At 69.0% G+C, this 21440-nt stretch carries 23 protein-coding genes and 1 pseudogene; 11 read left to right on the top strand and 13 right to left on the bottom strand.

Translation table 11 applies throughout. The features are described 5' to 3' along the window. Both ASF34_RS23545 and ASF34_RS23810 read right to left on the bottom strand, forming a co-directional pair. Nucleotides 1-281, bottom strand: a pseudogene (locus ASF34_RS23545) (FtsK/SpoIIIE domain-containing protein); the annotation flags it as partial. A gap of 1 nt (nt 282) precedes the next feature. Continuing rightward, nucleotides 283-2609: DNA translocase FtsK (locus ASF34_RS23810; RefSeq protein ID WP_244479053.1), on the bottom strand; the 2327-nt coding region annotated here is incomplete at its 3' end. A gap of 288 nt (nt 2610-2897) precedes the next feature. Between ASF34_RS23810 and ASF34_RS19585 the strand changes: the two genes are divergently transcribed. The 3 genes from ASF34_RS19585 to ASF34_RS19575 all read left to right on the top strand — a co-directional run bounded on the left by ASF34_RS19585 (nt 2898) and on the right by ASF34_RS19575 (nt 5735). Beyond that, nucleotides 2898-4955: an NAD(+) synthase gene (locus tag ASF34_RS19585; protein WP_056163659.1), complete on the top strand. Its 2058-nt coding sequence runs from the start codon at nt 2898-2900 to the stop codon at nt 4953-4955. Between the two features lie 67 nt (nt 4956-5022). Continuing rightward, complete coding sequence (locus ASF34_RS19580) at nt 5023-5250, top strand: hypothetical protein (RefSeq protein ID WP_018044116.1); 228 nt, start codon at nt 5023-5025, stop codon at nt 5248-5250. Between the two features lie 89 nt (nt 5251-5339). After that, entirely contained in the window at nt 5340-5735 is a 396-nt protein-coding gene (locus ASF34_RS19575) for a PilZ domain-containing protein (RefSeq protein ID WP_018044115.1), read from the top strand. Between the two features lie 4 nt (nt 5736-5739). On the opposite strand, the gene ASF34_RS19570 is transcribed toward ASF34_RS19575, so the two are convergent. Next, complete coding sequence (locus ASF34_RS19570; protein ID WP_018044114.1) at nt 5740-6186, bottom strand: HIT family protein; 447 nt, start codon at nt 6184-6186, stop codon at nt 5740-5742. A 114-nt stretch (nt 6187-6300) separates the two neighbouring features. Here ASF34_RS19570 and ASF34_RS19565 point away from each other — a divergent pair, with 114 nt between their 5' ends. Then, nucleotides 6301-7245 carry a cation diffusion facilitator family transporter gene (locus ASF34_RS19565; RefSeq protein ID WP_056163658.1) on the top strand — a complete coding sequence of 315 codons (945 nt, stop codon included), beginning with the start codon at nt 6301-6303 and terminating at the stop codon, nt 7243-7245. Nucleotides 7246-7248: 3 nt separating this feature from the next. On the opposite strand, the gene ASF34_RS19560 is transcribed toward ASF34_RS19565, so the two are convergent. The 3 genes from ASF34_RS19560 to ASF34_RS19550 are packed head-to-tail and all read right to left on the bottom strand — an operon-like array spanning nt 7249 to nt 10150. After that, nucleotides 7249-7737: a glutathione peroxidase gene (locus ASF34_RS19560; RefSeq protein ID WP_056163655.1), complete on the bottom strand. Its 489-nt coding sequence runs from the start codon at nt 7735-7737 to the stop codon at nt 7249-7251. After that, nucleotides 7734-8894 carry a M20 aminoacylase family protein gene (locus ASF34_RS19555; protein ID WP_056163652.1) on the bottom strand — a complete coding sequence of 387 codons (1161 nt, stop codon included), beginning with the start codon at nt 8892-8894 and terminating at the stop codon, nt 7734-7736. Before ASF34_RS19555 ends, ASF34_RS19560 begins: the two co-directional genes overlap by 4 nt. Then, a complete protein-coding gene (locus ASF34_RS19550; protein WP_056163649.1) occupies nt 8891-10150 on the bottom strand; it encodes a GNAT family N-acetyltransferase in 1260 nt (419 codons plus the stop codon). Before ASF34_RS19550 ends, ASF34_RS19555 begins: the two co-directional genes overlap by 4 nt. 158 nt (nt 10151-10308) lie before the next feature. Here ASF34_RS19550 and ASF34_RS19545 point away from each other — a divergent pair, with 158 nt between their 5' ends. After that, entirely contained in the window at nt 10309-10716 is a 408-nt protein-coding gene (locus ASF34_RS19545; RefSeq protein ID WP_056163646.1) for a hypothetical protein, read from the top strand. A gap of 56 nt (nt 10717-10772) precedes the next feature. Here ASF34_RS19545 and ASF34_RS19540 read toward each other — a convergent pair whose 3' ends face one another. Both ASF34_RS19540 and ASF34_RS19535 read right to left on the bottom strand, forming a co-directional pair. Continuing rightward, nucleotides 10773-11525 carry a glycerophosphodiester phosphodiesterase gene (locus tag ASF34_RS19540; RefSeq protein ID WP_018044107.1) on the bottom strand — a complete coding sequence of 251 codons (753 nt, stop codon included), beginning with the start codon at nt 11523-11525 and terminating at the stop codon, nt 10773-10775. A gap of 2 nt (nt 11526-11527) precedes the next feature. Continuing rightward, nucleotides 11528-12001 (bottom strand): RidA family protein, encoded by a 474-nt coding sequence (locus tag ASF34_RS19535; RefSeq protein WP_018044106.1) that lies wholly within the window; start codon nt 11999-12001, stop codon nt 11528-11530. A 341-nt stretch (nt 12002-12342) separates the two neighbouring features. Between ASF34_RS19535 and ASF34_RS19530 the strand changes: the two genes are divergently transcribed. From ASF34_RS19530 to ASF34_RS19520, 3 genes are all read left to right on the top strand, one after another. Continuing rightward, entirely contained in the window at nt 12343-13536 is a 1194-nt protein-coding gene (locus ASF34_RS19530) for an aspartate aminotransferase family protein (RefSeq protein ID WP_056163644.1), read from the top strand. A gap of 56 nt (nt 13537-13592) precedes the next feature. After that, nucleotides 13593-14561: an ornithine carbamoyltransferase gene (gene argF / locus ASF34_RS19525; protein WP_244479048.1), complete on the top strand. Its 969-nt coding sequence runs from the start codon at nt 13593-13595 to the stop codon at nt 14559-14561. A gap of 393 nt (nt 14562-14954) precedes the next feature. Continuing rightward, nucleotides 14955-15953, top strand: coding sequence for an Hsp33 family molecular chaperone (locus tag ASF34_RS19520; protein WP_056163641.1), 999 nt, complete (start codon nt 14955-14957; stop codon nt 15951-15953). A 13-nt stretch (nt 15954-15966) separates the two neighbouring features. Here ASF34_RS19520 and ASF34_RS19515 read toward each other — a convergent pair whose 3' ends face one another. Together ASF34_RS19515 and ASF34_RS19510 are read right to left on the bottom strand one after the other, a co-directional pair. Further along, complete coding sequence (locus tag ASF34_RS19515; RefSeq protein WP_056163636.1) at nt 15967-17097, bottom strand: 2'-deoxycytidine 5'-triphosphate deaminase; 1131 nt, start codon at nt 17095-17097, stop codon at nt 15967-15969. A gap of 101 nt (nt 17098-17198) precedes the next feature. Next, nucleotides 17199-17615, bottom strand: a complete 417-nt coding sequence (locus ASF34_RS19510; protein WP_056163633.1) for a hypothetical protein — start codon at nt 17613-17615, stop codon at nt 17199-17201. A gap of 132 nt (nt 17616-17747) precedes the next feature. On the opposite strand from ASF34_RS19510, the gene apaG reads away from it, so the two are divergent. The 3 genes from apaG to speG all read left to right on the top strand — a co-directional run bounded on the left by apaG (nt 17748) and on the right by speG (nt 20004). Next, nucleotides 17748-18140 carry a Co2+/Mg2+ efflux protein ApaG gene (apaG, locus tag ASF34_RS19505; protein ID WP_018044100.1) on the top strand — a complete coding sequence of 131 codons (393 nt, stop codon included), beginning with the start codon at nt 17748-17750 and terminating at the stop codon, nt 18138-18140. A gap of 107 nt (nt 18141-18247) precedes the next feature. Beyond that, the gene (gene argE, locus ASF34_RS19500) at nt 18248-19423 is read left to right on the top strand and encodes an acetylornithine deacetylase (protein ID WP_056163629.1); all 1176 of its coding nucleotides are present in this window, start codon (nt 18248-18250) and stop codon (nt 19421-19423) included. Beyond that, the gene (gene speG / locus ASF34_RS19495; protein ID WP_018044098.1) at nt 19420-20004 is read left to right on the top strand and encodes a spermidine N1-acetyltransferase; all 585 of its coding nucleotides are present in this window, start codon (nt 19420-19422) and stop codon (nt 20002-20004) included. The genes argE and speG overlap by 4 nt, the downstream gene beginning before the upstream one ends. A gap of 60 nt (nt 20005-20064) precedes the next feature. Here speG and ASF34_RS19490 read toward each other — a convergent pair whose 3' ends face one another. The 3 genes from ASF34_RS19490 to pgl all read right to left on the bottom strand — a co-directional run bounded on the left by ASF34_RS19490 (nt 20065) and on the right by pgl (nt 21434). Then, nucleotides 20065-20388 (bottom strand): type II toxin-antitoxin system PemK/MazF family toxin, encoded by a 324-nt coding sequence (locus ASF34_RS19490; RefSeq protein WP_056163626.1) that lies wholly within the window; start codon nt 20386-20388, stop codon nt 20065-20067. Continuing rightward, complete coding sequence (locus tag ASF34_RS19485) at nt 20385-20609, bottom strand: antitoxin MazE family protein (RefSeq protein WP_018044097.1); 225 nt, start codon at nt 20607-20609, stop codon at nt 20385-20387. Before ASF34_RS19485 ends, ASF34_RS19490 begins: the two co-directional genes overlap by 4 nt. Before the next feature lie 93 nt (nt 20610-20702). Next, nucleotides 20703-21434 carry a 6-phosphogluconolactonase gene (gene pgl / locus ASF34_RS19480; RefSeq protein WP_056163768.1) on the bottom strand — a complete coding sequence of 244 codons (732 nt, stop codon included), beginning with the start codon at nt 21432-21434 and terminating at the stop codon, nt 20703-20705. Between the last annotated feature and the right edge of the window lie 6 nt (nt 21435-21440).

Here is a 21440-nt window from a genome sequence, read left to right as displayed (position 1 = left end):
GACATCTTCTTGTAGCGCTCCTCCATCTCGCGCACGGCCCATTTGAGGGCGATGACCGCCTTCTTCGGATCGGTGACGACGGGGGAGAGCAGGTGCGGGATGCCGTCATAGACGGAGAGTTCCAGCATCTTCGGATCGACCATGATCAGGCGGCACTCTTCCGGCTTCATCCGGTAGAGCAGCGACAGGATCATCGTGTTGATCGCCACCGACTTGCCCGAGCCGGTGGTGCCGGCGACGAGCAGGTGAGGCATCTTGGCGAGATCGGCGATGATCGGCTCNGACAGGATCATCGTGTTGATCGCCACCGACTTGCCCGAGCCGGTGGTGCCGGCGACGAGCAGGTGAGGCATCTTGGCGAGATCGGCGATGATCGGCTCGCCGCCGATGTTCTTGCCGAGGCAGAGGGCGAGCTTGTGCTTGCTGATGCAGAAATCGGCAGAGGACAGCAGCTCGCGCAGGTAGACGGTCTCGCGGGTCTCGTTGGGCAGTTCGATGCCGATGACGTTGCGGCCGGGAACGACCGCGACGCGGGCCGAGACCGCCGACATGGAGCGGGCGATGTCGTCCGAGAGACCGATCACGCGGCTCGACTTGGTGCCGGGGGCCGGCTCCAGTTCGTACAGGGTCACGACAGGGCCGGGGCGCACGGCGAGGATGTCGCCGCGCACGCCGAAATCCTGCACCGTCTGCTGGAGGTTGAGCGCATTCTGCTCCAGCACGTCGGCATCGACCTCCTCGGTGCCGGTCACCGGCGGCTCGGCCAGCAGTTCCAGCGAGGGGTGCTCGTAATCCTCGTTCTCCACCAGCGACATCGGCGTGTGCCGGCCGGCCGGGATCAGCGTGGCGCGGGGCTCGGGGAAGATCGCGCGGGACGGAGACGGGGCAGGCGGCGGGGCCGGCAGCGCGAGGACGGGAGCCGGGGCTTCCTCCATCTCGACGGGCGCGGCGGCTTCGGGGAGGGCCGGCGCTTCCGCCACCTGGGGCTCGGGCTCAGGAGCCGGGGCGGCGGCCTTCGGGTTGCGCAGCAGGACCGGGCGCGGAGGCAGCGGCGTGAAGACCGGAGCGGCCCTGGCAGGGGAGGGGGCCTGCATCGAGACGGTCTGCGCGACGGAGGCGTCCATCACGGGGGCTTCCGCGACGGGGGGCTGCATCACGGGTGTTTGCATGACCGAAGCCTGCGCCACCGGGGCGGCGGGCATGCGGGCCGGACGGATAGCCGCGCGGGCGGCCATGGCCGAGACGGCAACCGAACGCTGGGGGGCCGGCCCGGTCTGCTCGATGACGAGAGCCAGGGTGGCCGCCTCGGCGACTTCGGCGACGCGGTCCTCGTGGCTCGGCTCGTCCCTGACGGGCGCGGACTGGCCATTATCCTGGCCGTTGGCGGGCAGGGGCGCGCCGCCACGGTCGAACCGCATCAGCCGGTCGAGGACGTAGACGGGGCTGGGCGGCAGCGGGCGCAGAAGCGAGATGTCCACGGGCGGCGAGACCGTGAAGGGTGAGGTCTCGTCCGCCTGTGTGCTGACCGGCGCCAGATCCGGCACCGGGGACATCTCCGGCACCGGAGAAACCTCCGGCACGGGAGAAGCCTCCAGCAGGGACGGAGCCACGGCCTCGGCGGAATCGGCCTGGATCGCCGACCACGTCTCGACGGCGGTCGAATCCTCGCCGTCGAACCAGGCGCGCATGGCGGCCCAGTCGGGAACCTCGGTCCAATCGCGGTCGACGGGCAGGGGGGCCGGCTCGGCGGCGACGATCGGCTCGCTCACCGATGCGGAGATGGGCAGCGGCTCCTCGACGATGGCGGCGAGGACGGCCTGCGGACGGCGGTCGGGCGAGCGGAAGAAGCGGACGCCCGGCGGCGGGGTATAGGGCTGGCGCCACAGGGGCTGCGGCGGCTCGGGGGGAATCGCGGCCAGAAGCGCGGCCTCGGCCGCCTCCTGGGCGGCACGCTCCGCTTCCGCGGCGGCGAGGGCGGCGCGTTCGGCGGCCTGCCGTGCCTCGTCCTCGGCCTGCCGCGCGGCACGGACCTGCTCCTCCTGCGCCAGGCGCTCGGCATCGAGCGCCCGCTGGCGGCGCTCCTGCAGCACCGGGTCGGGCGTGCGGGTATAGCGGACCGCCGGGGCATCCGGCTCGGGCGCGGAATGGGCCGGCGCGTCGTAGCCCTCCGGCGTGATGGAGGCGGGACGACGCGGCGAGCGGATCAGCACACGCGGGCTCGATGCGCCGTGGTCGATCCGGCTCTCGCCGGTCGAGTCCATGGCCGCGATGCCCGAGGAGCGGGCGAGATCGGGGGTGGCGCGGTCGTCGAAGACATGGTCCGGCCAGGCCTGCGCCTCGACCCACTTGCCCTGCTCCAACCAAGGCTGAGCCTGGGGAGCGGGGGCGTCGTGCACCATGTCCCGGGGGGCCGTGAGCCAGGATTGCGCCGGGCGTGGCGAGACCAGGCTCGGGCGCTGGGGCGGTCCGGCGAGGCGCCGGGTCAGGCTTGCGCGCAGGCTGATCAGCCTGTGCGCGAGGGCGCCCAAGGTCAGGCCGGGGCGGTCGCCGCCGCGTCCGGGCCGGGAGGGATCACGATGAGAATAGGGAGGCCGTCCCGATGCGCGCATGATGCTCTGGATTGACTCGAAGGGTACGGGTCCGCGTCCTCGACAGGAGCGGTTCTTCCCCAAGCTAGAGCCAACGTCGTTAACAGACGCTTGCCCGCATGCCGCGAAGTGTCGGATCTCCGAAGACCGGGAGCGCCCGCCTCCCCCTGGAGCCCCGGCGCGTAACGGGTTAGATGAGGGAACCCGATGAAGCGTCTCGGATCAAACGGGTTTCCCTCGGCGGACCCTGCCCGCTCAGCCCCGCGCGCTGTGGACGCTGCGTCACCCTTGCGAGAGGCACCCCGCCCCTTGGCCGAAACCACACGAAGCTCCGCCTTCAAGTCCCTCTACCGTCACGGTTTCGCCCGTGTGGCGGCCTGCGCCGGACGAAGCCATCCGGCTGATCCTGAGCGCAATGCCGACGAGATCCTGGCGCTCGCCGATGAGTGTCATGGGAAGGGCGCGGTCCTCGCCGTGTTTCCGGAACTCTGCGTCTCGTCTTATGCCATCGAGGACCTGCTGCTGCAGGCGACCCTCCTCGACGCGGTAGAGACGGCGATCACCCGCATCGTCGCGGCCTCGGCCGAGCTGACACCCATCCTGGTGGTCGGCGCGCCCCTGCGCTGGCGCCACCGGATCTACAATTGCGCGCTGGCCATCCATCGCGGCCGGGTGCTCGGCGTGGTGCCCAAGAGCTACCTGCCGAATTACCGGGAATTCTACGAGAAGCGCCATTTCGCCTCCGGCGCCGGCCTTCTCGGCGAATCGATCACCCTCGGCGAGCGTCTCGTCCCCTTCGGCCCGGACCTGCTCTTCACGGCCGAGGACCTTCCCGGCTTCACCCTCGGCATCGAGGTCTGCGAGGACCTCTGGGTGCCCGCCTCCCCCGGTACGGATGCGGCCCTGGCCGGCGCCACCGTGCTCGCCAACCTGTCGGGCAGCCCGATCACCGTGGGACGCGCGGACTCCCGGGCGCTGCTCACGCGGTCGGCCTCGATGCGCTGCGCCTGCGCCTATGTCTACGCGGCGGCGGGGCTCGGCGAATCCACCACCGACCTGTCCTGGGACGGCCAGACCAGCATCGACGAGGTCGGCATCCGCCTCGCCGAGGGCGAGCGCTTCGCCGCCGGTCCGGAGGCGACGCTGGCCGATATCGACCTCGACCTCCTGGCCCAGGAACGGCTCCAGGCGGGCAGCTTCGACGACAATGCGCGCGGGCGCGGGCTGTCCTACCGCACGATCCGCCTCCGGCTCGATCCGCCCGCGGGCGATCTCGGCCTGAGGCGAAGGGTGGAGCGCTTCCCCTTCGTGCCGGCCGATATCGGCCGCCTCGCCCAGGATTGCTACGAGGCCTACAACATCCAGGTGGCGGGCCTCGCGCAGCGGCTCGCCGCCACCGGCACTAAGAAGGCCGTGATCGGTATTTCGGGCGGCCTCGATTCGACCCATGCCCTCATCGTGGTGGCCAAGGCCTTCGACAGGCTCGGCCTCCCGCGCTCGGACATCCTCGCCTACACACTGCCGGGCTTCGCCACGTCGGACGCCACCAAGGCGAATGCCCACGCGCTGATGGCTTCCCTCGGCACCACGGCGGGGGAGATCGACATCAGGCCGGCGGCGCGGCAGATGCTCGCCGATATGGGCCACCCGTTCGGGCGGGGAGAGCCGGTCTACGACGTCACCTTCGAGAACGTGCAGGCGGGGCTGCGGACCGATTACCTGTTCCGGCTGGCCAACCAGAACGGCGCCATCGTCATCGGCACGGGCGACCTGTCGGAACTGGCGCTCGGCTGGTGCACTTACGGCGTCGGCGACCAGATGAGCCATTACGGCGTCAATTCCGGGGTGCCCAAGACCCTAATCCAGCACCTGATCCGCTGGGTCATCGCCAGCGGCCAGATCGGCGAGGGCGCCAACGCCACCCTGCAGGCGATCCTCGCCACCGAGATCTCGCCCGAACTCGTACCCACGGAGGAGGGCGGCTCGCCCCAGAGCACGGAGGCCAAGATCGGCCCCTATGCGCTGCAGGATTTCAACCTCTTCTACACCCTGCGCTACGGCTTCAAACCGTCGAAGATCGCCTTCCTCTCCCTCCATGCATGGGGGGATGCGGAACGCGGCGCATGGCCGCCGGACTTTCCCGCAGCCAAGCGCCAGGCCTATGCGCTGCCGGAGATCCGCGCCTGGCTCGGCGTGTTCCTGCAGCGCTTCTTCGGCTTCAGCCAGTTCAAGCGCTCGGCCATGCCCAACGGCCCCAAAGTGGCGGCCGGGGGCTCGCTCTCGCCGCGCGGCGACTGGCGCGCACCCTCCGACGGCAATGCCCGGATCTGGCTCGACGAGCTCGCCCGCAACGTCCCGGAAAACTGATCGACACACTCCGGTCCGATTATGGCACTATCAGCCCGAGTCGGGGTGGCCAGTCGGAGACCGACCGATGCAAAGCTACAACGTGTTCTGCCTGAAGTCCGTCAGCGGCCTGTGCTGCGCGGTACCGGAGTGCCGTGCCGTTCCGAGCTTCCTCAGCGGACGGAACTGGGCGTTCAGCGGACGGCTGAGCGACGAAGCCGAGGCCCCGGCCGATTTCGACGAGCGGGCCGCGACCACGGCGGTGCGCTTCAACGGCTTCTACCTGTTCGAGACCATGGACCGGCGCTTCAACTAAGAGGACGCGCCCTCGCGGCGATCATTCCTTAAGGAGCCTCATGCGAGGGTCCGGCCGGTCGCACCAAGCGGAGCCGGAGACCGGCCGTCATGTCGGACAATCGCAAGGAAGCGCGGCAGAGGACATTCCTCAAGGGCCGCATCATCTTCAACAACGGCGCGTCGAGCATGGATTGCCTCGTGCGCGACCTGTCGTCGATCGGCGCGCGCCTCGCCCTGACAGAGACCGCGACCCTTCCGGAGATGTTCGACCTCTTCATCCCCCAGAAGGAGCGGACCTATAAGGCGAATCTGCGCTGGCGCCGTGCCGACGGCATCGGCGTCGCCTTCGTGGACGAGACCACAGCCGCCACTCCGGTTCCGTCGCCCCAGGCCGATCCGGCCGCGATGCTGACCCTGATCCGTCGCATTGCTGAACTCGAAGCCGAGAACGCCGCCTTGCGCCGGCTGATCGCCGCGACACCGGCACCTGCCAGCGTCGCCTGATCGTTCACGCCGCGTCGAGGGCCGCCCGGATCTGCGCCGCGTGGATGCCGAGGAGATCGCTGTCGGCCATTCCCCCCGTATGCCGGCCCAGCGCCACGCCGTCGAAGCGCGGCACGATGTGGATGTGGAGGTGGAACACCGTCTGCCCGCCGGCGGGCTCGTTGTACTGGAAGACAGTCAGGCCATCGGCCGCGAAGGCCGTCTTCACCGCGCGGGCGACGCGTTGCACGGTCCTGACGGTGGCGGCGAGGGAATCCGGGTCGGCATCGAGCAGCCCACGCGCCGGGGCCTTGGGGATCACCAGGGTATGGCCCGGCCCCTGGGGCATCACATCCATGAAGGCGAGGCTGTGCTCGTCCTCGTAGACCTTGTGGGCGGGAATCTCGCCCCGCAGGATTTTGGCGAAGACGTTCTGCGGATCGTACTGCGCAGCTTCGGCGTTTGAGGACATCGGGGCCGGTCTCCATCGCGGATGTGCGTCTGCGGTTTTCCGGCCGGACCTTGCACAGACTGGCCCCCGGCGTCCACGGCGCGGGGCCGTCCCTTCGATGAGAGTTTCGCCGGCATGGCGCATGAGAGCAACGGCGCGATCTACACCGCCGCAGGGGCCAACCTAGCCATCGCGGCGGCGAAGTTCGTGGGTGCCTTCTTCACCGGTTCCTCGGCCATGCTGGCGGAGGGCGTGCATTCGCTGGTGGACACCGCCAACCAGATCCTCCTCCTCGTCGGCCTGTCGCGGGCCAAGAAACCGGCCGATGCGCGCTTTCCCTTCGGCTATGGGCGCGAGGTCTATTTCTACGCGTTCATCGTCGCGCTGTTCATCTTCCTCGGCGGCGGCGCCTTCGCGGTCTACGAGGGCATCCACAAGATCCACTACCCGGAGGCCTCCGCCGACGCGGTGATCTTCGGCCGCACCATTCCGGGCTTTTGGGTCAACCTCTCGATCCTCGGCTTCGCGGTGCTGGCCGAGGGCTATTCCTGCGCCGTAGCCCTCAAGGCGTTCTGGGCCGAGAAGGGCGACCGGGAGGCGATCACCGCGATCCGCCGGAGCAAGGACCCCGCCCTGTTCACGGTGCTGATCGAGGACGTCGCCGCCCTCCTCGGGCTGATGGTCGCCCTGGCCGGCGTCATCCTCGCCGAATGGCTGCAGATGCCCGCCCTCGACGGCTGGTCGTCCATCGGCATCGGCGCGATCCTGATCGGGATGGCGCTGTTCCTGATGATCGAGACGCACGGCCTCCTCGTCGGCGAGGCGGCTGCCCCCGAGACCGTGGCGGCGATCGAGGAAACGGTGCGGACGGAGCCCGGCGTCCGCCACGTCAACGCGGTGCTGACCCAGCATCTCGGCCCCTCCGACATCCTGGTAAATGTCAGCCTCGACATGGAGGACGACCTCAGGGCCGGCGAGGTCGAGGCGATGGTCGGCCGTCTGGACGCCCGGTTGAAGGCGCGTAACCCGGCGGTGAAGCGGGTCTTCATCGAGATCCAGGCGAAGGAATCCGCCGCCTGACGCTCAAGTGCCGGCCAGGGCCTTCGCGATGTCGCCTTCGAGATCCGCGGGCTTGGCGGTGGGCGGGTAGCGGCCGATGACCTTGCCGTCGCGGCCCACCAGGAACTTGGTGAAGTTCCACTTGATACCCTTGGTGCCGAGGAGGCCGGGCTTCTCCTGCTTCAGATGGGCGAAGACCGGGTCGGTGCCGGCCCCGTTCACCTCCACCTTGGCGAGGACCGGGAAGCTGACATCGTAGGTCAGGCTGCAGAACTGCGCGATCTCGCCGGCATCGCCCGGCTCCTGGGCGCCGAACTGGTTGCAGGGGAAGCCGAGCACCACGAGCCCCCCATCGCGGTGCTTGCGCCAGAGCGCCTCCAGCCCCTCGTATTGCGGGGTGAAGCCGCATTTCGAGGCGGTGTTGACCACGAGCACGACCTGCCCCCGGTGCTGGTCGAGGGGATAGGGCGTGCCGTCGGCGGCCTTGGGGGCGAAATCGAACAGGCTGGTCATGCGGCGGTGCGCTTCTCGACGAGGCGGGCGAGGTAGGAGCTGCCCAGGGGGATGATACTGTCGTCGAAATCGAAGGCCGCGTTGTGCAGGCCTGGCCCCGGCGTCCCGCCGATCCAGGCATAGGCCCCCGGCACCACCATCAGCATGTCGGCGAAATCCTCGCTGCCCATGCGCGGCACCGTGTCGTCGTCGACGCCTTCGGCCCCGAAGATCTCGCGGGCGATCTCGGCCGCCGCAGCGGCATGGGCGGCGCTGTTCTCCAGCACCGAGAACGTGTCGCGGATTTCCACCCCGATCTCGACTCCGTGGGCGAGGGCGATGCCCTGGGCGACCTCGCGGATGCGGCGCGAGACGAGGGTGCGCACGGCCCGATCGAAGGTCCGGACCGTGCCGGCGAGATGGGCGCCCTCGGGAATGACGTTATAGGCCGCGCCCGCATGGATCTGGGTCACGGAAAGCACGGCGCTCTTCAAAGGGTCGGCATTGCGCGAGACGATGGATTGCAGCGCCTGGACGAGGGCCGCAGCCGCCACGATGGAATCGAGGCCGCGATGCGGTTCGGCCGCGTGGGCCCCGCGCCCGGTGATGCGGATGTCGAAGAAGTCCGCTGCCGCCATCATCGGGCCGGGCCGGATCTTGAGCTTGCCGTGCGGGCCGCTGGGGGTGTTGTGAAGCCCGTAGATCTCGTCGCAGGGGAAGCGCTCGAACAGCCCGTCGGCGAGCATGGCGCGGGCGCCGCCGAGCCCTTCCTCCGCCGGCTGGAACACGAAGAGGGCGGTGCCGTCGAAATCCCGCGTCTCGGCGAGGTAGCGGGCCGCGCCGAGCAGCATGGTGGTGTGGCCGTCATGGCCGCAGGCGTGCATCTTGCCCGGAATCGTGGAGCGATGGGGGAGGTTGGTCTCCTCCTCGATCGGCAGCGCGTCCATCTCCGCCCGCAACCCGATGCGGCGGCCGTTGGCCGAGCGCCCCTGCAGTACGCCGACGAGCCCCGTTCCGCCGAGCCCGCGATGGACCTCGATGCCGTAGCTTGCGAGGTGCTCGGCCACGAGGCCCGAGGTCCGCACCTCCTCGAAACCGATCTCGGGATGGGCATGGATGTCCCGGCGGATCGCCGTGAGGTCGTCGGCGAAGGCCTTGATACGGTCGATCGGGCTCATGGGCGCTCTTCGTCCTTTTCGGTCTCGGGATCGGCCATCGTGCAGTCCCGGCGAAACGGCGTCATCTCACCGAGCACCGAGGCCGCCTCGAGCACGTGGTCGCGCTCGCGGCGGAGATAATCGGCGACGGCGCGGCGCAGGGCGGGATCGGCGATGTCGTGGGCCGAATGCATCAGCACCGGCCGGTAGCCGCGGGTGAGCTTGTGCTCCCCCTGCGCCCCGGCCTCGACGCGTTTCAGCCCGCGCCGGATCGCGAAATCGATGGCCTGATAGTAGCAGACCTCGAAATGCAGGAACGGGTGGTCCTCGACGCAGCCCCAGTTGCGGCCGTAGAGCGCAACGTCGCCGACGAAATTGATGGCGCCGGCGACGTAGCGGCCCTCGCGCCTGGCCATGATGAGCAGGATGCGCTCCGGCATGCGCTCGCCGATGAGGCCGAAGAACTCGCGGTTGAGATAGGGCCGGCCCCATTTGCGCGCGCCCGTATCGGCGTAGAACTCGTAGAACGCATCCCAATGGGCCGGCGTCAGGTCGGCGCCGGTGACGTGCTCGATGGTGATGCCCTGGCTCAGGGCGTCGCGGCGCTCGCGCCGGATCGCCTTGCGCTTGCGCGAGGAGAGCGCCCCGAGGAATTCCTCGAACCCGGCATAGCCGGCATTGTCCCAATGGAACTGCTGGTCGAGCCTCTGGAGGAGCCCCAGCGCGCCGGCCTGTTCCCATTCGCGCTCCTGCATGAAGGTGACGTGGATCGAGGAGGCCTTGGTCTCCGCCCGGAGCGCGCGCAACCCGGCGATCAGCGCGGAGGCGGCCTCGGCCACGTCCTGGCCCGGCGCGATGAGGAAGCGCGGGCCGGTGACGGGCGTGAACGGCACGCTGACCTGGAGCTTGGGGTAATACGCCCCGCCCGCGCGCTCGTAGGCATCGGCCCAGCCATGATCGAACACGTATTCGCCCTGGCTGTGAGATTTCAGATAGCAGGGCGCGACACCGACGAGCCGCCCCTCGCACTCCACCGCCACATGCAGAGGCAGCCACCCGGTCCTGCGCGAGACGCAGCCCGAATCCTCCAAGGCAGAGAGGAAGGCGTGGGAGACGAACGGATTGTGGGTCTCGTCCCCCGCCGCCAGCGTCTCGGGCGACGTGGCGCAGGCATCCCACTCCGCCGCCGGGATCTCGGCGAGGCCGGTGACCGCGCGCACCTGCAGGGTCGGTGCGGGATCCAGCTCTGGCTCGGCTACCGGTCCGGTCTTTTCCATGACCGCAATCTAACCCTGTCGAGCGAGGGGACAAGCGCGCGGTGCGGACGCAGACGCCGACCACCTCCGGGGGCCGATCTCGGAGAACACGGCCCTTGCGGCTCGAATGGCCCTGGATCAAGAATGACGGCAACGATTCCCGAGGAGGGATGAGATAGATGGGACCGACGGCTCTCGATGTCCGCCCCGGCAGCGAAAGGCGAGCACCGCCGGATGACTTCGCCGACGATGTCCTGATCGAGATGGCCAATCTCGATGATCAGGACACCAACGTCCCCGGCACGATCTTCGTTTCGACGGCGCTGGGTTCGCACGGCCCTCGGGTGAAATGGTATCCCGACCGTGCCGGTCGCGACCTGCCCTGCCTGATCGTGTCAATCGGAGCCGATCCGAAAGTGCGCGACGATTTCTTGCCCAAGGGCGCTTCCCGCCTGGCGAGACCGCTCGTGATCGCATGGGTGCGACTCAACCACCTAGCCCTGCTCCGATTCTGGACCGATGGCGCATCCTGGAACCGCCGCGAAGTCACGGCCTTCCTCGACGGACTTGTCCCGATTCCGAAATAGACCGTCGGCCCTCGCATCGTCGTTCACAGGAAGACCGCCCCCCATCACGCCGATCCTCAGGGCCGGAACCCCTCGAACACCATCTGGTCCGCGTGCTCGTGCGCGCGTTGACGCTGGTCGGGATTGCGCACCGTCCAAGTCATCAGCGGCATCCGGCCGAGATGGCGGCAGAGATAGGTCGCGGCACAGGGCAGGTCGTCCACGCGCCAGGACAGGAAGTCGGGGCGACTCGCTTCGAGATGCAACAGGTCGGAGAGCGAGCGCCGCAGGCTCTCCGGCATCAGCGCATAGGCCGGATCGTCCTGGGTGGTCTCGCCGACGATGCCGCGCGGGACGTCCGGCGCGAGACCGGCGAAGGCCTCGATCAGGGCCGGGTCGAAGGACTTCACCGCCACCGGGCCGTCATACCCCGAGACGATGGCGGCCACGCGCTCGACGAGGCGCAGGTCGCCGGTGAAGCGCGACTTGACCTCGACCACCAGGGGCACCCGGCCGGCGATGGTGGCGAGGGTGTCGGGCAGGGTGGGGATCGTCTCGGGCGAGCCGGCCACCGCCAGGGACCGGAGGGCGTCCGTCCGCGTCTCGGCCACGAGGGCGACGGCGCCGGTGAGGCGCCCGAGCGCCTCGTCGTGGAACACCATCGCCTCGCCGTCGGCGCTGAGCTGCACGTCGCACTCGATCGCGTAGCCGCCGGCGATGGCGGCTTTCACCGCCGCCAGGGTGTTCTCGGGGATGCCGGCGGCCCGGTCGTGCAGGCCGCGATGGGCGATGGGGGTCGCGGTGAGCCAGGCGGGGGCGTTCGACCCCATCCTCACTTCACCTCGAACATCGCCTCGACCTCGACGGCGGCGTCGAGGGGCAGTTCGGCGACGCCCACGGTGGAGCGGGCATGCCGGCCGCGATCGCCCAGGATCTCGACCATCAGGTCGGAGGCCCCGTTCATGATCCCGGCGAGGCCGGCGAAGGTCGGCACCGCATTGATGAAGCCGCCGAGGCGCAGGCATTGCACGACGCCATGGTCGAGATCGCCCACGGCCGCCTGCACCTGGGCCAGCACGTTGAGGGCGCAGAGCCGGGCGGCGGCGATGCCGGCCTCCGGGGAGATCTCGGCGCCGAGCTTGCCCTTGTGGGCATCGGCGAGCTTGCCGTCGGCGCCAAAGCAGATCTGGCCGGAGATGATGACCAGATTGCCGGTGCGGATGAAGGGTACGTAATTCGCCACCGGGGCCGCGGCTTTCGGCAGCACCAGGCCGAGGGCATCCAGGCGTTCCTTGACCGTGCTCATCCGTCCGTCCTTCCCTGAAGGCATGCCATTCTCGGGGGCGCGCCCGACGGGGCGGGACAGAGCACACTTGCTCCGAGCCGCGCAAGCTTGGAGCCGCGTTCCCGGCCATCTGAGCCGCACCCGCCGCGCGGGCGTCGCAGGACCATCGGCGGGACCGCCGTATCGTGTCCTCGCGCACAGCCTAACCCTCAGGCATGTCAGGCATATGAACCCGGCCGATCATTGACAGAACCGGCCAATTCTCTAGTAATCACAGCGGTGCCGCCCGGTTTCGAGGCGGCACTTTCATTTGGTGCCGCGGCCAATCCGCGTGCCCGCTTTGACGATGGGAAGTCGGGATCGTGACATCCGCCCTTCTGCCGACCTACGTCCGGGCTCCGATCGCCTTCGAGCGCGGAGAGGGCGCCTGGCTCGTGACGCGCGACGGCGAGCGATATCTCGATTTCGGCGCCGGCATCGCCGTCAACGCCCTCGGCCACGCCCATCCGCACCTCGTGGAGGCCCTGACCACCCAGGCGCAGAAGCTGTGGCACACCTCGAACCTGTTCGAGATCCCCGAAGGCGAGCGCCTCGGCCGGCGGCTCGTGGACGCGACCTTCGCGGACGTGGCGTTCTTCGCCAATTCCGGGGCCGAGGCGAACGAGGCCGCCATCAAGATGGCGCGCAAGTACCATGCGGCGGGCGGACACCCGGAGCGCTTCCGCATCGTCACCTTCGAGGGCGCGTTCCACGGGCGGACGCTGGCCACCATCGCGGCGGGCGGACAGCAGAAGTACATCGACGGCTTCGGCCCGAAGGTGGACGGGTTCGACCAGGTGCCCTTCGGCGATCACGACGCGCTGGTGGCGGCGATCGGCCCGGAGACGGCCGCCCTGATGATCGAGCCGATCCAGGGGGAGGGCGGCATCCGCACGGTGCCCACCGAGATGCTGCGCGGCCTGCGGGCGCTCTGCGACGAGCACGGCCTGCTCCTGATCATGGACGAGGTCCAGACCGGCGTCGGCCGCACAGGCCGCCTGTTCGCCCATGAATGGGCGGGCGTCACACCCGACATCATGAGCGCGGCCAAGGGCATCGGCGGCGGGTTCCCCCTCGGCGTCTGCCTCGCCACGGCGGAGGCCGCGCGCGGCATGACGGCGGGGAGCCACGGCACCACCTTCGGCGGCAATCCGCTCGCCATGGCGGTGGGCAATGCCGTCCTCGACGTGGTGCTCGCCGACGGCTTCCTCGACCACGTCCTGCGGATGGGCCTGCTCCTCAAGCAGCGTCTCGGCGCCGTCATCGACCGGCATCCGGGGGTGATCTCGGAGATTCGCGGCACCGGCCTCATCCTCGGGCTCAAGCTCGGCGTGCCCAACACCGCCTTCACCGCGGCGGCGCGCGACGAGCGCCTGCTGGTGATTCCCGCGGGCGACAACGTGGTCCGACTCTTGCCGCCGTTGATCGTCTCCGAGGCGGAGGTGGCCGAGGCGGTCGAGCGCCTCGACGCCACGGCCGGACGACTCGGCGCGCAGATGCGCGGAGCCGCGGAGTAACGCATGGCCGTCCGGGTCCGGCCTCGTCGCCGGACCGCGACGCCCGCAACGTCGATATGCCCAACACGAAGAACGAGCCGATGATTCCCCAGACCAACGGGACCGCCACCAGGCCCCGCCACTTCCTCGACCTGAAGGACTTCTCCGGCGAGGATCTGCGTGCCGTCCTGACCTCCGCGGCCGCGATGAAGGGCCGTCGTCGCAAGGGCGAGATCGCCGCCGAGCGCCCGCTGATGGGCAAGACGCTGGCGATGGTGTTCGATCGGCCCTCCACCCGCACCCGCGTCTCCTTCGACGTCGCCATGCGCGAGCTCGGCGGCGAGACGCTGATGCTGACGGGCAGCGAGATGCAGCTCGGCCGGGGCGAGACCGTGGGCGACACCGCCCGCGTGCTGTCGCGCTACGTCGACGCGATCATGATCCGCATCCTCGACCACGACACGATGCTGGAACTGGCCGACTTTGCGGAAGTGCCGGTGATCAACGCCCTGACCAAGGTCTCGCATCCCTGCCAGATCATGGCCGACGTGCTGACCTTCGAGGAGCATCGCGGGCCGATCCAGGGGCGCACCATCGCCTGGTCGGGGGACGCCAACAACGTGCTGGCCTCCTGGGTGCACGCGGCGGCACGGTTCGACTTCACCCTCAACATCGCCGCCCCCCTGGAATTGTCGGCCCCGCCGGCCCTCCTCGCCTGGGCCAGGGCCGAGGGCGCGCGCATCAACGTCACCACCGACGCCTTCGAGGCGGTGGACGGGGCGGATGCCGTCGTCACCGATTGCTGGGTCTCCATGGGCGACGACGACGAGCATTACCGCCACAACCTGCTCTCGCCCTATCAGGTCAACGCCAAGCTGATGGCGGCGGCCAAGAACGACGCGATCTTCATGCACTGCCTCCCCGCCCATCGCGGCGAGGAGGTGACCGCCGAAATCATGGACGGCCCGCGCTCGGTGGTGTTCGACGAGGCCGAGAACCGGCTTCACGCGCAGAAGGGCATTCTGGCGTGGTGCCTGGGGGCGTGAGGGACGGCTCGCACGCGCTTGCCCATATCCGCCGACGACGATCTCGGTCGAGACCTTCCGACTGCGCCAGTGGCGGATGTAGTGTACGCGCGGCACTGAAGGCCGTGTGAAACGGCGGGCTCATCCCTATATCCGACCCTGGATGCACGGTCGGTGGTTGAGTGCCATACTCGACGATGCGGACGGTCGCGATCTGCACAGCGTTGCTCATCCCCCGCGCGACCTCATCCTGAGGTGCCGCGAAGCGGCCTCGAAGGAGGTTTCCAGTGTTCGTCGCGCGAACTGGAGGCCTCCTTCGAGGCCTTCGCTTTGCTACGGCGCCTCAGGATGAGGTTGAGAATCGAGCCAATGCGTTCGGTCCGCGGACCGGATGGCAAGAGACATGGAGAGGCCATGACCTCCGGACACGAGATTTCCCCCACGATCATCGACGGCGCCGACGACGTCGCCCTGCCGTTCTCTGTGGAGGCGCTGGACGTGCGAGGTCGCGTGGTCCGGCTCGGCCCCAGCGTCGACACCATCCTGCGCCGCCACGGCTATCCCGACCCGGTGGCGCGTCTGCTGGGTGAGGCGGCGGCGCTCACCGTACTGCTGGGCTCGTCCCTGAAGTTCGAGGGCCGGTTCCAGCTCCAGACCAAGACCGATGGTCCGGTGGAGATGATCGTGGTGGATTTCGAGGCGCCCGACCGCCTGCGCGCCACGGCACGATTCGACGCCGCGCGGATCGAAGCTCTGGGGAGCGCCCCTCTCAAAGATGCCGATCTGATCGGGCAGGGCCACCTCGCCATGACCATCGACCAGGGCAATGATTTCAGCCGCTACCAGGGTGTTGTGGCCCTGGAAGGCCAGAGCCTGGAAGAGGCGGCCCATCAGTATTTCCGCCAATCCGAGCAGATCCCGACCCAGGTCCGCCTCGCCGTGGCCGAGCAATTCGCCAACGGCACCAACAGCTATCGTGCCGGCGGACTCCTGATCCAGTTCCTGCCGCAATCCATCGACCGCGCGCGCTTGGCCGACCTCCCCCCCGGCGACATCCCCGAGGGCCACGTCCATTTCGATGCGGGCGCGGCGCCGGAGGACGATGCCTGGGTCGAGGCGCGCAGCCTCGTCAACACGGTGGAGGACCACGAACTGGTCGATCCGGAGGTCTCCTCCGAGCGCCTGCTCTACCGGCTCTTCCACGAGCGCGGCGTGCGGGTGTTCGAGCCGCAGGCCATCCACGAGCGCTGCCGCTGTTCGCCCGAGCGCGTGATGGGGATGATCCGCTCGTTCTCGCCCGAGGAACGCCGGGACATGATCGCCGAGGACGGGCGCATCGGCATCACCTGCGAGTTCTGCTCGCGCCGCTACGACATCGACCCGGCCGAGGCGGAGATCGATCCGGCGGGGTAGGGCGCCTTCGACCTCAGGCGAAGTGTTTCGACAGTTTCAGCCCCTGCGCCTGGTAGTTGGACCCGGCATCGGCGCCGTAGAGGGCGGCGGGGCGCTCGGCCATGCGCTCGTAGACGAGGCGGCCGACGATCTGGCCGTCCTCCAGCAGGAACGGAACGTCGCGCGAGCGCACTTCGAGCACCGCCCGCGCACCGGCTCCCCCCGCCCCGGCAAAGCCGAAGCCGGGATCGAAGAAGCCGGCGTAATGGACCCGGAACTCGCCCACCAGCGGATCGAACGGAACCATCTCGGCGGCGAAATCCGGCGGCACCTGCACCGCTTCCTTGGAGGCGAGGATGTAGAACTGGCCGGGATCGAGGATCAGCGCCCCCGAGCCGTCGGCGGCCAGCGGCTCCCAGAAATCCGCGGTGCGGTGCCGGCCCGGCGCATCCACGTCGACGAGGCCGGTATGGCGCTTGGCGCGGTAACCGATGAGCCCCTCGAAGCCGGCGAGATCCACCGACACGGCGATGCCGCCCTGGAAGGACGGGGTGGCCGAGGCCACGAGCGGCGTGGCCGCATGAAGCGAGGCGAGTTCGGTGTCGGTGAGGCGCGGCTCGCCCCGGCGGAACCGGATCTGCGACAGGCGCGACCCGGTACGGACGCGGACCGGGAAGGTGCGCGGCGAAATCTCGGCATAGAGCCGGCCCCGGTACCCCGCCTCCACCTGATCGAAGGCCTGCCCCCGGTCGGTGATGACGCGGGTGAACACGTCGATGCGGCCGGTGGAGCTTTTCGGGTTGGCGCTGGCCGCGACATCCGCCGGAAGTGCAAGGGTCTCCTGCACTTCGGCGATGTAGACGCAGCCGGTCTCCAGCACCGCGCCGGCGGTCAGGTCGATCTCATGAAGAGCGAAGGCCGCGATGCAGGCTGAGACCGGGCGGGCACCGGGCAGGAAGCTCGTGCGGACCCGGAAGGCGCGGGACCCCAGGCGCAGGTCGAGGCTCGCCGGCTGGACCTGATCGGCCGCGAAGGGGGTTTCGGGGAGGATGGCGCCGGCCGCATGCAGGGCCTGGATCCCTTGCGCCGCCAGAATGCCTCCGGACTTCTCGCCGAGGGAAGGGTGCGGGCTCGTCGGCGCCGTGTCCTGCTTGGTATCCGGCATGGTCTCGCGTCGCCCGCTCCGCACTGGGCCGCCTTCCCCGGCTGGGGTTCAGGAATGCCGCATAATTACATGCACCATCCTACGGATCGCTGAAGGCGCCGTTAAGCCTCATCCTCCCGCCGGGTCCGCAGCACGATCCAGGCGACCACGAGGCGAGCGATGGCGCCCATGGCGATCAGGCCCGCCAGCGCGCTCGCCACGGGGGGAAACCCGGCGGGCCAGAGCAGGAGCGCCACCGCGAAGAGCACGGCGCCGAGGCCTGCCGCCGGGCCGAAGGCCAGGACCAGCGAGGGCAGCCCGGCGATCCGGGGCGCCGGGCCGCGTCGGGCCAGCAATGCGCCTGCCAGCAGGGCGAGACCGTCGAGCACCAGCGCTCCCCCCAGGGCGAGCGCGGCCCAGGCGTTCCGCTCCGGCGCGTTCCAGGCGAAGGCACCGGCCAGGACAGCGATGGCGAGGCTGGCGAGCACGGCCCGACCTGGAAACGGAGCGGGCAGGGGCGAGACGGTCTCCTCGACCACGGTGCACGACCTTCCCATTGGAGCGGGCAGCCCCGCATTCAGCACGATTGACGCGATTTCGCTCGGGACGTACCACGGCGAAAAGGCTATGTCGCTTATGGGTGGGCGACGGCACGGGAGGCTTTGAAGGCGATGTACAAGGCCCAGACGCGCGGCATCAGCGTGACCGTCCAGCCCCGCTTCGTCGAGGAGGAATCCTCGCCCGACGAGAGCCGCTACTTCTTCGCCTACACTGTCGAGATCGTGAATAACGGCTCCGAGCAGGTGCAGCTGCGCTCGCGCCACTGGCGCATCGTCGATGGCCGCGGCGAGACCCAGGAGGTGCGCGGCGCCGGCGTGGTCGGCAAGCAGCCGGTGCTCGGCCCCGGCGAGTCGTTCAGCTACACGAGCGGCTGCCCGCTCACCACGCCCGACGGGCTGATGGCCGGCAGCTACACCATGTCGACCACCGCCGGTGAGAGCTTCGAGGCCGAGATCCCCGCCTTCTCCCTCGATTCGCCGCACGTCCGCCGCAGCGTCCACTAAGCGGGTTCACGTTGGCAGGCCAACGCTTCACCCTGCTTGGGTTTTTGCTCTGACGCAGGTTTTTGCCGCAAAACCGGGGGCCACTTTTGCGAAACCTGCTGAGGCCGATGTCGGGCGGCGGAGAACGGTTGAGCACGCTCGACCTGCTGGCGCGCCTCGTCGCCTTCGACACGGAGAGTTCGCGCTCCAACCTCGCGCTGATCGACAGCGTCTGCGCCTATCTCGACGGCTGGGGCGTGAGCCATGTGCGCATCCCCAATGAAGCGGGCGACAAGGCGGCGATCTTCGCGACGATCGGCCCGATGGTGGATGGTGGTATCGTCCTCTCCGGCCATACCGACGTGGTCCCGGTGACGGGACAGACCTGGAGCAGCGACCCCTTCACCCTGCGGATCGCGGATGGGCGCGCCTATGGGCGCGGCTCCGTGGACATGAAGGGCTTCTGCGCCCTGGCGCTCTCCGCCGTGCCGGACATGCTCGCCGCCGACCTGAAGCGGCCGATCCATATCCTGCTCTCCTACGACGAGGAGACCACGTGCCTCGGCGTCGCCGACACCATCGCCCGCTTCGGCAAGGACCTGCCCCGCCCAGGCGCGGTGATCGTGGGCGAGCCCACCGATCTCGAAGTGGCGGACGCCCATAAGAGCATCGTCACCTATTTCACCACCGTCCACGGCCACGAGGCGCATTCGGCCAAACCCATGCTCGGCGCCAACGCGGTCATGGCGGCGGCCGAGCTCGTCTCCGAATTGAACCGCATCGCCGATGCGATGATCGAGCGGGGCGACGCATCGGGCCGCTTCGACCCGCCCTCCACCAGCGTGCATGTGGGCACGATCTCCGGCGGGACGGCGCGCAACATCCTGCCCAAGATCTGCACCTTCCACTGGGAGTTCCGCGGCCTGCCCGATCTCGACATGGCCGAGATCCCGGCCCTGTTCGTCGCCAAGGTCGAGACGGTGCTGAAGGACCGGCTCAACCGCTATGGCGATTACGGGCGGATCGAGACCGTCGAGGAGGTGGCGGTGCCGGGCCTCGCCCCCGAGCCGGGTTCCGAGGCCGAGCGCCTGACCCTGCGGGTGGCGGGGCGCAACCACACCATCTCCGTGCCCTACGCCACCGAGGCCGGGCGGTTCCAAGGGGCGGGCATCCCCACCGTCGTCTGCGGACCCGGCTCCATCGACCAGGCCCACCAGCCGGACGAGTACATCACCCTCGCCGCCCTCGAGGCCGGCGAGGCGTTCATGCGCCGTCTCATCACGGAATGCGTCGTGACTCCATGAGCAAGTTCGCTCCCCGCACCATCGCGGCCGACGGCCCGGTGAAGCTCCGCCCGCTGGAGCGCGAAGACCTGATGTTCGTGCATCAGCTCAACAACAACGACAGCATCATGCGCTACTGGTTCGAGGAGGCCTACGAGTCCTTCGCCGAACTGGCGCAGCTCTACGAGCGCAACATCCACAACCAGACCGAGCGGCGCTTCATCATCGCCAATTCGGAGGGCGCACCGGCCGGCCTCGTGGAGCTCGTGGAGATCAACCACCTGCACCGGCGCTGCGAATTCCAGATCGCGATCCACCCGGCCTTCCAGGGCCAGGGCTACGCCCCGCGCGCCACCCGCATCGCCATGGATTACGCCTTCAGCGTCCTCAACATCCACAAGCTCTACCTGCACGTGGACAAGGACAATGCCCGTGCCGTGCGCATCTACGAGCGTTGCGGCTTCGTGCCGGAGGGCATCCTGAAGGACGAGTTCTTCGTCAACGGCAAGTACCGCGACGCGGTGCGCATGTGCCTGTTCCAACCGGAATACCTGGCCCGGCGCGGCAGCGGCGATATTTCGGAGCCGGTGTTGAAATCGTAGCCGTCGATCCCGGACGGTCTCTGATCGGCCTCGTGCGATCGCCCAGGCAGCGATCCGCGTTCAGGCAATGCCAAAAAACACGGCCAGCGCCCGCGTCACCGCCAGCATCGTCTCGGAATCGAGATGCCCGATCCGCGCGCCGATCTTCTCCCGCTTCACCGACATGGCCTTGTCCACCATGACCTGTGAGCGTTTCTTCAAGCCATTGGCCTCTCTCGGCTCGACGGTCGTGCGGATCAGGGGAGCCTCGACCAGCGTGCCGGATATCAGCAGCACCGTGACCGTGCCGGTCTCGACGAACGCGTCAGATTGGATGATGAGAGCTGGACGAAGTTTGCCGAAATCGCCGGGCATGGCGATGGTGACGAGATCGCCCCGCTTCATGCCTCGCGCTCAGGGAGCATATCGAGGAGCGCCGCCTCCATGAAGGCATCAAGTTCCCGATCGGCCGCATCTATCGCCGCGACGACCCGAGCCTGCCGCGCGCATTCTTCGGCAAAGCCCGCCCTCCGGGTGTCGGGCACCCAGATCTGGATGGGCCGCAGGCCAGCCGCCCGGAGCGCATCACGACTCTTGCTGACGCGCTGACCGACAGTTGCCGAAATGACGAGACCTTTCCCAAGCCGTTACATGTAACGAGGCTCCGCATGCGACGATGCCAAGGCGCCAGGACGGTGACGGACCGCCGGTCCTCGGTCTCAGCCGAGATCCGCAGCCGCGCGGTCGAGCAACCAAGTCAGAGAGCCGACGCTCGAGATGTGGCGCGCGGGCAAATCCTCGCCCCCGGCGATGCGGGTGAGGGGCTCGCGCTTTCCCGCCCCCGTCACGAGCACGAGAAGCTGACGCGAGGAGGCGAGCGCCGGGAAGGTGAGGGTGACGCGCGGTACGAATGGCGTCAGCCCGGCCTCGGGCACGGCGGCGACCCAGGATTCGCGTTCGTTCACGGCGGGCTTGCCCGGAAACAGGGAGGCGGTGTGCCCGTCCTCGCCGAGGCCGAGAAGCACGAGATCGAAGAGCGGGCGCGCCGGGTCGAGGCTATCGGCGCCGTAGAAGTCGTTCAGGGTCGCCGCATAGGCGGAGACCGCCGAGTCCAGCGTCCCGTCGGTGGGAATGCCGTGGAGATGGCCCTCGGGGATCGGGGCGTCCCCGAACGCCACGCGGGCCATGTGCATGTTGCTGGCCTCATCGGTCCAAGGCACGAACCGGTCGTCGCCGAAGAACCAGTGCAGCCGGTCCCAGGGGAGGGCACCGACATAGTCGGGTCCGCCCAGCAGGGTGTAGAGCCGCTTCGGCGTGGACCCGCCCGAGAGGCAGATGGCGATGCGCTCCTGCTTGCTCTCGGCGCAGAGGGTCACGAGGCGGTCGGCCGCCGCGCGGGCGACGCTCTCGCCATCGGGAAAGATTTCCGCGTTGTTCGGTAGCGGGATCATGCGGAG

This window comes from Methylobacterium sp. Leaf106 (assembly GCF_001422895.1).
In the GTDB taxonomy this organism is placed as follows: Bacteria; Pseudomonadota; Alphaproteobacteria; order Rhizobiales; family Beijerinckiaceae; genus Methylobacterium; species Methylobacterium bullatum.
Note: the sequence above shows the minus strand (reverse complement) of the source record. Positions and strands in the feature narration are given on the sequence as shown.